Genomic DNA, 14,446 nt, shown 5'->3' with positions numbered 1-14,446 from the left:
AGGCCCTTTGATAATGCGCAACCCCGTCGACTCCGTGCCACCCCTGCCCCGCATTTACGCCCTGGACCCCCAAGAGGCGGAACAAAGCTGGGACAGTGCCCCGCAACTGCTGGCCGCGCTCAATGCTGCCCGGCTGGGCGCCTGGTGCTGGGAAATCGACACCGGCAGGATAAGCTGGTCGCGGGGCACCCAGGCGCTGTTCGGCTTTGACCCGCGCCAGCCACTGCCCAAGGACCTGGACTATCTGGACCTGCTGGCACCGGCGGATCGCGCCAGGGTGGTACGGGCCTTTCATGCGGTGCTGGCGGGCGAGCCGTTCGAGCAGGCCATGCACCACCGTATCCAATGGCCTGACGGCAGCTTCCACTGGCTGGAAATCAACGGCAGCCTGTTACCGGACAAGTCCGGACGCCGACGCATGATCGGCGTGATCCGCGAAATCACCCACCAACGCGAGCGGGAAAGCGCCCTCAGCCACTCCGAAAAGCGCTTCGCCACGCTGTTTCACCTGTGCCCGAACATGGTTCTGCTGACCCGCCAGTCCGACGGGTTGATCAGCGAGGCCAACCAGTACTTCGAAATGCTTTTCGGCTGGCCGGTCGCCGATGCCATCGGCCGCACCACCCTGGACCTGGGCCTGTGGCGTCATCCCGAACAGCGTGCACAACTGGTCAAGGCCACCCAGCGCAAGGGCCTGACCATCACCATGGAGGTGCAGTTCTGCGCCAGCAACGGCCAGATCCACGACGGCACCCTCAGCGCACAAAGGGTCGAGCTGGAGGGCGAGGCCTATCTGATCAGCACGTTTCTGGACACCACCGAACGCAAATTAGCCGAGCAGGCCCTCAAGGACAGCCAGGAACGCCTCGACCTGGCCCTGGACTCGGCGCAACTGGGCACCTGGGACTGGCACATCCCCACCGGCATGCTCTACGGCTCGGCCCGCGCCGCCCAATTGCACGGCCTGCCGCCGGAGCCGTTCCATGAGTTCTTCGACGCCTTCTTTGACGGAATGCCCAATGACGAGCGCGAGAGCATGCGCAACGCTTATCGCACCCTGCGCGAAGGCCCGGCCGGCAACTATCAGCTGACGTATCGCGTGCCCATGGAAGACGGCAGCTCACGCTACCTCGAAAGCCGCGCCCGCCTGTACCGCGATGAGCACGGCGCGCCCCTGCGTATGGCCGGCACTCTGCTGGATATCACCGACCAGGTGGAACGCGAACAACGCCTGACCGCTTCCGAAGAAAAATTTGCCAGCCTGTTCCAGGCCAGCCCGGACCCGATCTGCGTCACCTGCCTGGAGGGCGGCGCGTTTATCGAGATCAACCCCGCGTTTACCCAGACCTTCGGCTGGACGGCCGCCGAGGTCATCGACAAAAGCGCCGAAGAGATCGGCCTGTGGGACGAGTCGAGCAAGCGCCTGCAGCGTATCGAGCGGGTGATCCGCGAGCAGGCATTGAACAATGTGGCGATCGTGGTGCATCACAAGAGCGGCCAAAGCCTGACCTGCGTGATATCCAGCCGCCTGATCAAGGTGGGCGACCAGTCGTGCATCGTCACCACGCTGCGCGATATCACCCAGCAGCAGCGCTCGGAAGCGGCGCTCAAGGCCAGCGAAGAGAAGTTCGCCAAGGCCTTCCATTCCAGCCCCGACGCCATTTCCATCACTGAGCGCGACACCGGTCGATATGTGGAGGTCAACGACGGCTTCTGCCGCCTGACCGGCTACCGCGCCGAGGAAGCCATTGGCCTGACGCTGTATCAGATCGGCATCTGGGCCGATGAAAACCAGCGCGCCGCGCTGCTGGCCGAGTTGCAGATCAAGGGCCGCATTCATCACCTGGAAATGCTCTGGCACAACAAGCGCGGCGAGTTGCTGGCGGTGGAAGTCTCGGTGGAGCCCATCACCCTGAATGAAACCCCGTGCCTGTTGCTGACCGCCCGCGATGTGAGCCTGCTGAAAAACGCCCAGGCGCAGATCCGCCACCTGGCCTATCACGACCCGCTGACCAACCTGCCCAACCGCGCCCTGTTGATGGACCGCCTGAGCCAGCAGATCGCCTTGCTCAAGCGCCACAATTTGCGCGGCGCACTGCTGTTCCTCGACCTCGACCACTTCAAGCACATCAATGATTCCCTCGGCCACCCGGTGGGCGACACCGTGTTGAAGATTGTCACCGCACGCCTGGAAGCCAGCGTGCGCATGGAAGACACCGTGGCGCGCCTGGGGGGTGATGAGTTCGTGGTGCTGCTCAGCGGCCTGGAAGGGTCACGCATGGAGGTCAGCGGCCAGGTGCAGGAGTTGGCCGACACCCTGCGTGAATTGCTTTCAGAGCCGATGTTCCTGGACGGTCATCGCCTGCAGGTCACGCCAAGCATTGGCGTGGCATTGATTCCCGATCACGGCTCCACGCCAGCGGACTTGCTCAAGCGTGCCGACATCGCCCTGTATCGCGCCAAGGATTCAGGGCGCAACACCACGCAGATGTTCCACAACAGTATGCAAAAAACCGCCAGCGAACGCCTGCGCATGGAGACAGACTTGCGCCTGGCCTTATCACGTGGCGAGTTCAGCGTGCATTACCAACCCCAGGTGGACGCGCGGGGCAACAAGATCGTCGGCGCCGAGGCCCTGGTACGCTGGCAACACCCGCAATTGGGCGCTCAGTCACCTTCCGAATTCATCAAGGTGCTGGAGGACAGCGGCCTGATCCTTGAGGTGGGTACCTGGATCCTGGATGAAGCCTGCGCGGCCTTTCAACAACTGATCCACGAAGGCTTGGTAGACCCACTGAATTTCAGCCTGTGCGTGAACATCAGCCCCCGGCAGTTTCGCCAGAACGACTTCGTGGAGCGGGTGGAGCGCAGCCTCAAGCAACATCAGTTGCCGTTCAGCCTTTTGAAACTGGAGATCACCGAAGGCATCGTGATCCAGAATCTGGACGACACCATCAGCAAAATGCGCCGCCTGAAAAAACTCGGCGTGAGTTTTGCCATGGACGACTTCGGCACCGGCTATTCATCGCTCACTTACCTCAAGCGGCTGCCGGTGGATGCGCTGAAGATCGACCAGTCCTTTGTGCGCGACGCGACCCATGACCCCAACGACGCTGAAATCATCCGTGCGATTGTGGCAATGGCCCGCAGCCTGAACCTGGAAGTGATCGCCGAAGGCGTGGAAACCCCGGAGCAACTGGCATTCCTGCAAAAACTGGGCTGCCATTTGTTCCAGGGTTATTTGCATAGCCGACCCTTGCCGATCGAGGGATTCCGGCAACTGTTGAAGTAGCCCCTCACACCAGCTTCAATGCCCACATTGCTCTATCGGACCACCCCGATGAGGTCAAGCCGAGCTTTTGGCCGTGGTTATCCACCGATCCGCTGACTGCCACCACCGAATGGGTATTGTCAGCGAGCGTGCCAATGGCGCCTTTGGCCAACTCTTGCGCAGTGCTCTGCCGCACGTAGGCAGACAACCCCAACCTGCGCAACGCCTGGCCTGGCGCTTCTCCATCGTTCAACGAGTGCATGGCGTCCTCGAAACTGCGGCCAGCACGCATGTCGTTGTTCTCCATTTGCGCACGCTTGGCGCTGACGGCATACAAGAAATTGGCATCATCCTTGAGCGCCTGGTCAGAACCTTCCAGTTTTGACCCATGCTCGGCCTTGCGCCGCTCTTCATGGCTCAGAAACACCTTGTAGCCATCACGCATGATCACCTCAAAACCACCGGGTACAGCGCTGATACTTTTGTAAATGCCCGCGGGATTCTGACCAAACCTCATCATCGCGACTTTGATCGCCGACACCGTGACACAATTACCTGCGGCACCTTGATAAAAGCCGCTCCATATATTCTTGGGTTTCATGCCCACCGGCATCTGTGAAACAACCGTGTCACTGCCATTCGGCGAAGCCGTATCGGGTTGGGTTTTGTCGTTGAACAAACGGTAGCCGTACCCGCGGTCAACACGGCGTCTATCGTTGTAGTCGTGCCTGACGCCATCGAGAACAAACGCACTGCCTCGGCTATGCGTCTCGAGTACACCCGCCCCCCCATCACCCACCATCTGATGTGCCGGAACATATTGCGACAGCCCGTACACACCCATGCCCTGCAGCCCTCGCAGCGTCGTCTCACCCTGCAGGGTGTCAGCCAGAGCCTCCTCAAAGCGGGGATAGCCGCCCATCACCTGCTTGCGTTTAACATAGGCGGCGAGCGCGACGTTGGCGCTGTCGACTGCGTCGCTGTCTGCGCCGGTGAAACGGGAGGCGCGCCTTGTCTGTTCGAGTTCGTGGTGGGAAATCTTTCCCTTGAACTCATCCTTCATGGTGAAGGTATACCCCCCGGCAGCCGGTGCGAACCGGGCAAACATGTCTTCAGGTCTTGGCCCAAAGGTTGCCATCATCATCTTGATGACCGCCGCAAGGGTGCTGGTATCAAAGTTCTCGCCAAAATGCCGCCGAGAAGCCTCAAAGCCGACGCCCTTTGCGGTCGGTTTGGCAACCGCCTGCTCCGTAGCGTGGGTAACGTGCCTGTAGTCCGGTGAATTTCCCCAGCCGACAGGAGGAGCAAAGACAGCAAAGGTCATAAACCCTCCGAAACCAAATTGAATGAGTGAAAAAACGCTGCCCCCAACCAGCCCTCCCCAATCGCACCTGCGATCGGGGAGGCTGGATCCCTCATCAAGCGTTTAAGACGAGCCGGGGGACATCAAGACTCGTCTGCACCTCAGGCCCTTATCCCTTCCAATCGAGGATTCATGACCCTGCGAGGGGCGGTGGGGTTTTTCACTTCTACAGTTGGCTCTGCATCAACCTTGTCCGAAGTTTGTGGCTCTGGAGTGAGCGGCACCTGAACCTTCGGCTCAGTTTCGACCTTTACCTCGACCTTATGCTCTGGGGCAGGCGGCACCTGTACCTTCGGTTCAGCCTCGACCTTCACCTCGACCTTGTGCTCTGGGGGGGGCGGCGTCTGGACCTTCGGCTCTGCACCGACCGCTACCTCAGCCTTTTGCTCCCCCTTCGACTCGCTATTCACCTTGGGTTCAGTACCCACTCTCGCCTCTGCCGTCGACTGAGAAATGGTCTTTACTTCCGCCTCCGGCTGCGAATCCACCGTCACACGCGTCGACTGCTTCGGGGTGATGTCACGGATTGATACTGGCTGGTTCTCCCCCCACCCCTCCGAACTGATCCGCACGTTGACACCGGCCTCCACACGCACCCTGAACTGTTTGCCGTCCTGAGGTGTAACGCTCACTTGCGTACTGCCATCTGGCATGACCTGCACTTGGGCATCACTACCCGACGTACTCACCTGCGCTTCACTGCCAACTTTGCCCTGAACGCTCTTTCCGACAGTCTCCGCCGACGAACTATTGCTAAAACCAGTGATTTTCATCTGCGCGCCGGCATTAACGTTACCCTTATTGCCGGTAGTCACGCTGGTCGATTTAGTATCGCCTGCCGCGTTGACTTCTGCGCCGGTGTTGCCATCAGGATTTACTTGAGCGTCCTCACCCACAGCGACTGTTACCGTTTTATTACTATTACCCGTAGCCTTTACTTGCGTGGAGGCATCCGCGTAAGCATTTACGTTACGGTCCTTAGCCGCGATGACCGATCTCGATGTATGATCACCAGCAGTCTTCACTTGCGTGGAGGCATCCGCATCAGCATTTACGTTACGGTCCTTAGTCGCGATGACCGTTTTCAATGTATTATCACCAGCAGTCTTCACTTGCACGGAGCCATCAGCACCAACATTGACTTTAGCGCCCTTACCCGCAGTGACTGTCGAGTTATTATTGCCGCCAGCAGTCTTCACATCCGTGGAGCCATCTGCATTGGTACTCACATTCTTAATACCGGCGGAGACACGTTCACTGTTCTTGGCAAAAGGTAACGGCTCCCCTTTGGAATTCACCCCGCCCTCCACAGACACTTCAATACCACTCTCCGCCTTGGCTGCATGCGGTACTACTGTCGCGGCGTGAGAACTGAATCCCCTGCCGGACAACAGGCTGCGCATGGCTTTGAAGACCAGATCAAACATCTCAAATAATTTTTCCAGCGCATCAGAGTTAACGGAAATCTCCTTCGCCCCCGTTGCAGTCTGATTAACGTCTCGTGCAGCCCCTTTAATACCGCTATCCGTAGCAAGCGTGCTAGCGCGTTCAACATCTTTCACAGCACCGGTCGAACTTTGGCTCACCGACTGGAGTTCCGGAACAAAAACCTTAGGAGTGCCAAGCGATACATTGGACATCTTGTAACCTCATGATTAGTTATGTGCTGCCTCGAAGCATTTGAAAATCCGGACAGCAATTAATGTAAAACTGGAAACAATCATCATCTCGCAGTCCCTATTTTCGTGGACCGAAACGCAATCAAGTTCCAACAATCCGACCTCACAAAAGGCAAACAAAATTAAAAATCAGATTTCAGCCTATGGCTATTCAAGAAACCGCTCTAAATCCACTGCGCCAGCGAGTATTTCATGGACAAACAAGGTAACAACCAAGCCCAAATCTAAAATAATGAAACCATTTACTCCAGCAAAATTTCACACGTATGTTAATTGCGCACAAGCGCGTATCAAAAGTTAATAAAACTGTATTTTTCCTGAAAAATTAAGGTATCAATCAAATAACTGCATACATTCAGAACACGCTATCACCCTCGATAAACATTAATGCTGCCCCCCTGAAAATCCGGAACTTTCACTTAAACACCGCCAAAAAAAAGGGCGCCAAGGGCGCCCATTTATCGATGCGTTTGAAAACTTATTAAATATCAACGCTATTTTTCAGCGCCGTCACTCATTGACTGTCTACCGGCACCATACCGAGCAAACGGCTCACTTGGGCCAGCTCGGTTTCCCGACGCATCGCCGTAAACAGCTCCACCGCTTCCGGATAGTTGCGCGTGAGCATCGCCAGCCACTGCTTCAATCGACCTGGCGCCTGTCGCTCGGTCAGTTGCGCCACCGACTGGGTCCAGAAGTCCTGGAGCAGGGGCTGCATCTGCGCCCAGGTCATTTCGACCACCTCCTCACCCGCCCGCGCCGCAGCGATCTGCCGCGCCAGGTCCGGGCGCGCCACCAGGCCCCGACCCAGCATGATGTCTTCGGCACCGGTGATTTCACGGCAACGCTTCCAGTCTTCGACACTCCAGATATCGCCATTGGCGAACACCGGCACCTTGACCACATCCTGCACACGCGGGATCCACTCCCAGTGCGCCGGTGGCTTGTAGCCGTCGGTCTTGGTACGCGCATGCACCACGATATGCGCCGCGCCGCCTTCCGCCAGGGCGGTGGCGCAGACCAGGGCGCCGTCCGGGCTGTCGAAACCCAGGCGCATCTTGGCAGTCACCGGGATGTGCGCCGGCACAGCACGGCGCACGTGCTCGACGATCTGGTTGAGCAACTCCGGCTCCTTGAGCAACACCGCACCGCCACGGGACTTGTTGACGGTCTTGGCCGGGCAGCCGAAGTTGAGGTCGATGACCTGCGAACCGAGCTCACACGCCAGCGCAGCGTTTTCCGCCAGGCACACCGGATCAGAGCCGAGCAATTGCACGCGCAGCGGCACACCGGCAGCGGTGTGGGCACCCTGCAGCAGTTCCGGGGCGAGTTTGTGGAAATACGCCGGGGTGAGCAGGCGGTCGTTGACGCGGATGAACTCGGTCACGCACCAGTCGATACCACCGACACGGGTCAGCACGTCCCGCAGGATGTTGTCGACCAACCCCTCCATGGGCGCCAAAGCAATTTGCATGGAAAACACTCAACAAAAATCGTGGCGCAGTTTACTGGGTTTCCCACAGCAACCGTTAACCCCCTGTCAGGGCGGGGCCATAACCGTCGAGGAATTCGGCCGGCATGCGCTTGGGCTTGCCGGTGGACAGTTCAATGCAGACGAAGGTGGTTTGCGCACGTAGCAGGGTCGCGCCGTCACGGGGGCGGACCAGTTGGAAGCGCCGGGTCATCTTCAGGCGCTGGTCCCAGTCGACGATCCAGGTGGCCAGTTGCAGCTCGTCGCCTTCATAACCGGCGGCCAGGTAGTCGATCTCATGACGCACCACGGCCATCGCGCGGTCCAGGCGACGATATTCGGTCAGGTCCAGGCCCAGGCGCTGGGAGTGGCGCCAGGCGCAGCGCTCCAGCCAGGACACGTACACCGCGTTATTGGCGTGCCCCAGGCCGTCGATGTCTTCAGGCGCGACCTGCAGATCGATGATGAACGGCGTTGCCAAATCCCAGCCCATGCCTTGCTCCCAGTCGATTAATGTCGGCGGGGAGAGTGTATCAGGCGCTTTGCCGCTCCTGTAGACAACGGCCGGCCAGCAACGCCAGTACAGCGTCGATCACACGCGGATCGGCCAGGACTTTCTGATGACCGCCCTGCTCCAGGCGTAGCAAGCGGCTGTCGAACCAGGCTTCGTGGATGGCTTGCGAGGCTTTGACCGGAACGAAGGTGTCGTCTTCGGCGTGCACGATCAGGCCGGGAATATTCATCTGGTAATGCGCCACGTCCAGGTGTTTGAGCGGCATTCCGAAAGTCAACTCGACCTCCTGGATAAACGCCGAACGCGCCCGCGCTGGCAAACCGACCATCCTGGTAAAGCCGCGCAGCACATCCAGAAAACGCGACGGCGCGGCGATACTCACCAATGCCTCGGTGCGCAGCCCCAACTGCACCGCCAGCATCGCACTGGCGCCGCCCATGGAATGGCCGATCACGGCGTGCAGCGGTGGCAACTCGGCGGCAGCTTCAAGCATGGCGCGGGCAAACAGCAGCACATGGGCTTCACGACCCGGCGAACGGCCATGGGCGGGGCCATCAAGGGCAATCACGGAATAACCGTTGTCGACCAATGCGCTGATCAAGCTGGCAAATTGGGTAGGACGCCCTTCCCAACCGTGCATCAGCAACACCGCCGGCCCCTGGCCCCAGCGCAACGCGGACAAGCCGAAACGCAGGGTGATGCGCTCCGATTGCGCCAGCAGCGGCAGTTCCCAGTCACGCGGCGGCAGCTCGCGGGGCGTCATGAAGGCACGACGCATGCGGTTGGCCACCGTTTGCGGCACCAGGTGGCCCAGCGTGCTGTTGAAGCGACGAACCCAGGTAAGCGTGCCCATCATGCAGCCCTCTTCTAGCGCACGGCCGACTTGGCGGCGCGCAGCACACGGTCAGACAACTCACCCGGCCCCAAGGCGCGGGCCAGGGCCAGGCCACCGATCATCAGTGCCATGTCAGCCAGGGCTTTGTCGGTGTCTTCGGGGCTGGCAGCCAACTGCGCAGCCATCAGCTCACAGTGCTCGTTCAACGCCTGGCGGAACTCATCCGGCAGGCGGCTCATCTCGCCGACCGTGGCGGGAATCGGGCAAGCCTGGGCAGTGGAGTCGCGGTGCTTGCGCGACAGGTAAAACGCCGCCACCAGGCTTCTGCGCTCCTCTCCGGTCAGCTGCGAGTCCATGTCATCAATCGACGCTCGACGCTTGGCCAGCAACTGGGTGAAGGCCTCCAGCATCAGCGCGTCCTTGCTTTCGAAGTGCGCGTAGAAACCACCGACGGTCAGCCCCGCCGCGCCCATCACTTCGCCCACACTCGGTTCAGCCGGGCCACGCTGGATCAGCGCGGCGCTGGCGGCCTGCAAAATGCGTTCGCGGGTTTGCGCTTTTTTATCGCTCATCATCGCCTCCGATGTTCATGGGTTGAATATTATTACCATAATAATATTTGGCAAGCGACGGGCATGACCGCTGGTCAGAAGAAAAGTAGGAAAGGAAAAAGAATTGGCCAAACGGCAGACAAACAAAAGGGCCATTCAATAATTGAATGACCCTTAAAAATCCCGCAGAGCGGGTAATCGTGGCGTCCCCTAGGGGACTCGAACCCCTGTTACCGCCGTGAAAGGGCGGTGTCCTAGGCCACTAGACGAAGGGGACACAAACCTTCTGTACACTGATCAGGCTGAGACTGATCGATCCAAGGACGGTGTGGCCGGAACCTTGGAACTGTAAATTGGTGGAGCTAAACGGGATCGAACCGTTGACCTCTTGCATGCCATGCAAGCGCTCTCCCAGCTGAGCTATAGCCCCGGATTTTTCGTCTCGCGACGCAGCAGATCTTTCGAACTGCTTGGTGAAACTGGCGTCCCCTAGGGGACTCGAACCCCTGTTACCGCCGTGAAAGGGCGGTGTCCTAGGCCACTAGACGAAGGGGACAAAACCTTCTGTACATCTGATCAGCGCTGAGAACTGATCGATTCAAGGACGGTGTGGCCAGACCTTGAACCTGTAAATTGGTGGAGCTAAACGGGATCGAACCGTTGACCTCTTGCATGCCATGCAAGCGCTCTCCCAGCTGAGCTATAGCCCCTCATCGGTGAGGACGGGGCGAATCTTAATGGCGGTTTGGAAACGTGTCAAATTTATTTTCAACAATTTCCAAAATTTTTTGCCGGGATAACAATCACTTACCAGCGAAACCCCGGAAAACCGGGGTTTCGCCGTTTCAACCGCGTGCTTAAGCGATAGCGCCCAGCAACTTTTCCCACTCTTTGTTTTCTTTCTTCGATACACCACCAAGCAAATCAAGGGCTTGGCGCAGACGGAAGCGGGTCAGGTCCGGGCCGAGGATTTCCATCGCATCAAGCACCGACACCGAACTGGCCTGCCCGGTGATCGCGGCAAACATCAGCGGCATGGCATCACGCAATTTCAATTCCAGGGATTCCACCACCGCCTGGATCGTCGCGGTGATCGCATCCTTCTCCCACTGGCGCAGGCTTTCGAGCTTCCACAGGATCAACTGCATCAGTTGGCGAACCTGGTCGCCCGAGAGTTTCTTGGATTCAAACAGCTTGGCATCCGGGTTCACGCCCCCGGCAAAGAAGAAGCTGGCCAACGGTGCGACCTGGCTGAACGTCTCCACCCTGCCCTGCACCAGCGGCGCGATCTTCATCATGTACTCGGGGTTCAACGCCCACTGCTGCACACGGCTGGCGAACTCTTCCACCGGCAGATCACGCAGCCACTGGCCGTTGAGCCACGACAGCTTCTCGATGTCGAAGATCGGCCCGCCCAGTGACACGCGGGACAGGTCGAAATTATCGACCATTTCCTGCAGCGAGAACTTCTCGCGCTCGTCCGGCATCGACCAGCCCATGCGGCCCAGGTAGTTGAGCATCGCTTCCGGCATGAAACCCATGCGCTCGTAGAAGGTCACCGAGGTCGGGTTCTTGCGCTTGGACAGCTTGCTCTTGTCCGGATTACGCAACAGCGGCATGTAGCACAGCTGCGGTTGTTCCCACCCGAAGTACTCGTACAGCAGGATCAGCTTCGGCGCCGACGGCAGCCATTCTTCGCCGCGCAATACGTGGGTGATGCCCATCAGGTGGTCATCGACCACGTTGGCCAGGAAGTACGTCGGCAGGCCGTCGGTCTTCATCAGCACCTGCATGTCCATGCGGTCCCACGGGATCTCGACGTCACCGCGCAGCATGTCCGGCACCACGCACACGCCTTCGCTCGGCACCTTCATGCGGATCACGTGAGGCTCGCCAGCGGCCAGGCGACGGGCCACTTCTTCTTTCGACAGCAGCAGCGCGCGGCCATCGTAGCGCGGGGTTTCGCCGCGGGCCTGTTGCTCGGCGCGCATCTGGTCCAGTTCTTCTGCGGTGCAGAAGCACGGGAACGCATGGCCCATGTCGACCAGTTGCTGGGTGTACTGCTTGTAGATATCGCTACGCTCGCTCTGGCGATACGGGCCATGCGGTCCGCCAACGTCCGGACCTTCCGCCCAGGTAATGCCCAGCCAGCGCAAGGCATCGAAAATCTGCTGTTCCGACTCACGGGTGGAGCGCAGTTGGTCGGTGTCTTCGATCCGCAGGATGAATTCACCGCCGTGCTGCTTGGCAAAGCAGTAGTTGAACAAGGCGATGTAAGCAGTGCCGACGTGGGGATCCCCAGTAGGCGATGGCGCGATGCGCGTGCGGACGGTGGTCATGGCAGGTCTCGAATGGGCGATAAAACTGAAAATTGAAACAAGGGGCGAATGGTAACAGCCTGGGGGATTTCTGGAAAACCGAGGCGCGGCTATCGGGGCAAGCCCCCTCCCACAGTCGATATGTGAACACCGTCAAATGTGGGAGGGGGCTTGCCCCCGATGAAACCACCACCAATCAGACGGCCAGCAAGCGCTCGCGCAACTTGCCAATCTCATCCCGCGTCTGCGCCGCCGCCTCGAACTCCAGGTCACGCGCCAGCTGGTACATCTTCTCTTCCAGTTGCCGAATCCGCTTGGTGATCTCACTCGGCGAGCGCAGTTCGTTCTCGTACTTGGCGCTCTCCTCGGCAGCCTTGGCCATGCCCTTGCGCTTCTTGCTGCGCGAGCCTGGCACGGTGGCGCCTTCCATGATGTCGGCGACGTCCTTGAACACGCCCTTGGGCGTGATGCCATTTTCCAGGTTGAACGCGATCTGCTTGTCGCGACGGCGCTGGGTCTCGCCAATCGCCCGCTCCATGGAACCGGTGATGCGGTCCGCGTACAGGATCGCCCGGCCATTGAGGTTACGCGCGGCACGGCCGATGGTCTGGATCAGCGAGCGCTCCGAACGCAGGAAGCCCTCCTTGTCCGCATCGAGGATCGCCACCAGCGACACTTCCGGCATGTCCAGGCCTTCGCGCAGCAGGTTGATCCCCACCAGCACATCGAAGGTGCCCAGGCGCAGGTCGCGGATGATTTCCACGCGTTCCACGGTGTCGATGTCCGAGTGCAGGTAGCGCACGCGCACGCCGTGGTCGGCCAGGTAGTCGGTCAAGTCTTCGGACATGCGCTTGGTCAGCGTGGTGACCAGCACCCGCTCATCCAGGGCCACGCGCTTGGTGATTTCCGACAGCAAGTCGTCGACCTGGGTCAACGCCGGGCGGATTTCGATTTCCGGATCGACCAGGCCGGTCGGCCGCACCAATTGCTCGATCACACGGCCGGCATGCTCGGCCTCATAGTTGCCCGGCGTGGCGGACACAAAAATAGTCTGCGGGCTGATGGCTTCCCACTCATCAAAGCGCATCGGCCGGTTATCCAGCGCCGACGGCAGGCGGAAACCGTATTCCACCAAGGTTTCCTTACGCGACCGGTCGCCCTTATACATCGCGCCGACCTGCGGCACGCTGACGTGGGATTCGTCGATCACCAGCAATGCATCCGGCGGCAGGTAATCGTAGAGCGTCGGCGGCGGCGCCCCGGACTCGCGCCCCGACAGGTAGCGCGAGTAGTTTTCGATGCCGTTGCAGTAGCCCAGCTCCAGGATCATCTCCAGGTCGAAACGGGTGCGCTGTTCCAGGCGCTGGGCTTCCACCAGCTTGTTGTTGGAACGCAGGTACTCCAGGCGCTCGGCCAACTCGGTCTTGATGCCTTCGATAGCGCCCATCAGGGTTTCACGCGGGGTCACGTAGTGGCTTTTCGGATAGAACGTGAAGCGCGGCAGCTTGCGGATCACCTCGCCGGTCAACGGGTCGAAGGCCGACAGGCTCTCGACCTCATCGTCGAACAGCTCGATGCGGATCGCTTCCAGGTCGGATTCGGCCGGGTAGATGTCGATCACATCGCCGCGCACCCGGAAGGTGGCGCGGGCAAAGTCCATGTCGTTGCGCGTGTATTGCAGGCTGGCCAGGCGACGCAACAGTTCGCGCTGGTCGAGTTTGTCGCCGCGGTCGACGTGCAGCACCATCTTCAAATAGGTTTCCGGGCTGCCCAAGCCGTAGATGCACGACACCGTGGTGACGATGATCGCGTCCTTGCGCTCCAGCAGCGCCTTGGTCGCCGACAATCGCATCTGCTCGATGTGGTCGTTGATCGACGCATCCTTCTCGATAAAGGTATCGGAGGACGGCACGTAGGCTTCGGGCTGGTAGTAGTCGTAGTAGGAAACGAAGTACTCCACCGCGTTGTTCGGGAAGAACGCCTTGAACTCACCATAGAGCTGCGCGGCCAGGGTCTTGTTTGGCGCCAGCACCAGGGTAGGACGATTGATCTGCGCGATCACGTTGGCGATGCTGAAGGTCTTGCCCGAACCGGTCACCCCGAGCAGCGTCTGGTGAGCCAGGCCGGCCTCGATGCCTTCGACCATCTGGCGAATGGCTTCCGGCTGATCGCCAGCGGGTTCAAAACGGGTGACGAGTTGGAAATCCGACATAACGTACCTCGTGAAGTCACCCCAGACTCGAAACCGCCAGGGACGAAATAGCTCGGCAACCCGCGAATGATCATCGCAGGTTGCAGGAAAAAACCATGATAGCTGTAGAAGTGGTGCCGAATGCGACGGGTTTCAAGACCATCGTCCTACGTGCCGTGCCGGATCAATGTTGCAATAAGACTAACGGTCAGCAAATAAACCGAAAAACTTGGCCGAAAAGCCATTTCGGCTG

The 14,446-nt window shown here is 59.6% G+C and carries 9 protein-coding genes and 4 tRNA genes; 1 reads left to right on the top strand and 12 read right to left on the bottom strand.

Translation table 11 applies throughout. The features are described from left to right. Nucleotides 1-13 precede the first annotated feature (13 nt). Complete coding sequence (locus BM017_RS27015) at nt 14-3,292, top strand: EAL domain-containing protein (protein WP_092250332.1); 3,279 nt, start codon at nt 14-16, stop codon at nt 3,290-3,292. A gap of 4 nt (nt 3,293-3,296) precedes the next feature. On the opposite strand, the gene BM017_RS27010 is transcribed toward BM017_RS27015, so the two are convergent. The 12 genes from BM017_RS27010 to uvrB form a co-directional block, all read right to left on the bottom strand. Then, nucleotides 3,297-4,595 carry a hypothetical protein gene (locus tag BM017_RS27010; RefSeq protein WP_092250329.1) on the bottom strand — a complete coding sequence of 433 codons (1,299 nt, stop codon included), beginning with the start codon at nt 4,593-4,595 and terminating at the stop codon, nt 3,297-3,299. 140 nt (nt 4,596-4,735) lie between these two features. Further along, on the bottom strand, nt 4,736-6,274 hold the full coding sequence (locus BM017_RS27005) for a hypothetical protein (protein WP_092250326.1): 1,539 nt from the start codon (nt 6,272-6,274) through the stop codon (nt 4,736-4,738). Between the two features lie 553 nt (nt 6,275-6,827). Next, nucleotides 6,828-7,787, bottom strand: a complete 960-nt coding sequence (locus BM017_RS27000; RefSeq protein ID WP_092250323.1) for a tRNA dihydrouridine synthase — start codon at nt 7,785-7,787, stop codon at nt 6,828-6,830. 55 nt (nt 7,788-7,842) lie between these two features. Beyond that, nucleotides 7,843-8,277, bottom strand: coding sequence for an acyl-CoA thioesterase (locus BM017_RS26995; RefSeq protein WP_033901813.1), 435 nt, complete (start codon nt 8,275-8,277; stop codon nt 7,843-7,845). A gap of 40 nt (nt 8,278-8,317) precedes the next feature. Continuing rightward, on the bottom strand, nt 8,318-9,151 hold the full coding sequence (locus BM017_RS26990) for an alpha/beta hydrolase (protein WP_092250500.1): 834 nt from the start codon (nt 9,149-9,151) through the stop codon (nt 8,318-8,320). Nucleotides 9,152-9,165: 14 nt separating this feature from the next. Beyond that, complete coding sequence (locus BM017_RS26985) at nt 9,166-9,705, bottom strand: TetR/AcrR family transcriptional regulator (RefSeq protein ID WP_058426896.1); 540 nt, start codon at nt 9,703-9,705, stop codon at nt 9,166-9,168. Nucleotides 9,706-9,885: 180 nt separating this feature from the next. Continuing rightward, nucleotides 9,886-9,961, bottom strand: a tRNA-Glu gene (locus tag BM017_RS26980). A gap of 77 nt (nt 9,962-10,038) precedes the next feature. After that, a tRNA-Ala gene (locus BM017_RS26975) sits at nt 10,039-10,114 on the bottom strand. Nucleotides 10,115-10,164: 50 nt separating this feature from the next. Then, a tRNA-Glu gene (locus tag BM017_RS26970) sits at nt 10,165-10,240 on the bottom strand. 78 nt (nt 10,241-10,318) lie between these two features. Next, a tRNA-Ala gene (locus BM017_RS26965) sits at nt 10,319-10,394 on the bottom strand. A gap of 147 nt (nt 10,395-10,541) precedes the next feature. Beyond that, nucleotides 10,542-12,023 carry a glutamate--tRNA ligase gene (gene gltX, locus BM017_RS26960; protein ID WP_058427800.1) on the bottom strand — a complete coding sequence of 494 codons (1,482 nt, stop codon included), beginning with the start codon at nt 12,021-12,023 and terminating at the stop codon, nt 10,542-10,544. A gap of 175 nt (nt 12,024-12,198) precedes the next feature. Further along, on the bottom strand, nt 12,199-14,214 hold the full coding sequence (gene uvrB, locus BM017_RS26955) for an excinuclease ABC subunit UvrB (RefSeq protein WP_071490114.1): 2,016 nt from the start codon (nt 14,212-14,214) through the stop codon (nt 12,199-12,201). Between the last annotated feature and the right edge of the window lie 232 nt (nt 14,215-14,446).

It is taken from the genome of Pseudomonas sp. NFPP04, assembly GCF_900113815.1.
Lineage (GTDB): Bacteria > Pseudomonadota > Gammaproteobacteria > Pseudomonadales > Pseudomonadaceae > Aquipseudomonas > Aquipseudomonas extremorientalis.
This window is presented reverse-complemented; position numbering and strand designations above follow the sequence as displayed.

Bases quoted from the DNA above. Each gene is read 5' to 3' on its own strand.
- BM017_RS27015 (WP_092250332.1), top strand. From the start codon at position 14: ATGCGCAACCCCGTCGACTCCGTGCCACCCCTGCCCCGCATTTACGCC.
- BM017_RS27010 (WP_092250329.1), bottom strand. From the start codon at position 4,595: ATGACCTTTGCTGTCTTTGCTCCTCCTGTCGGCTGGGGAAATTCACCG.
- BM017_RS27005 (WP_092250326.1), bottom strand. From the start codon at position 6,274: ATGTCCAATGTATCGCTTGGCACTCCTAAGGTTTTTGTTCCGGAACTC.
- BM017_RS27000 (WP_092250323.1), bottom strand. From the start codon at position 7,787: ATGCAAATTGCTTTGGCGCCCATGGAGGGGTTGGTCGACAACATCCTG.
- BM017_RS26995 (WP_033901813.1), bottom strand. From the start codon at position 8,277: ATGGGCTGGGATTTGGCAACGCCGTTCATCATCGATCTGCAGGTCGCG.
- BM017_RS26990 (WP_092250500.1), bottom strand. From the start codon at position 9,151: ATGGGCACGCTTACCTGGGTTCGTCGCTTCAACAGCACGCTGGGCCAC.
- BM017_RS26985 (WP_058426896.1), bottom strand. From the start codon at position 9,705: ATGAGCGATAAAAAAGCGCAAACCCGCGAACGCATTTTGCAGGCCGCC.
- gltX (WP_058427800.1), bottom strand. From the start codon at position 12,023: ATGACCACCGTCCGCACGCGCATCGCGCCATCGCCTACTGGGGATCCC.
- uvrB (WP_071490114.1), bottom strand. From the start codon at position 14,214: ATGTCGGATTTCCAACTCGTCACCCGTTTTGAACCCGCTGGCGATCAG.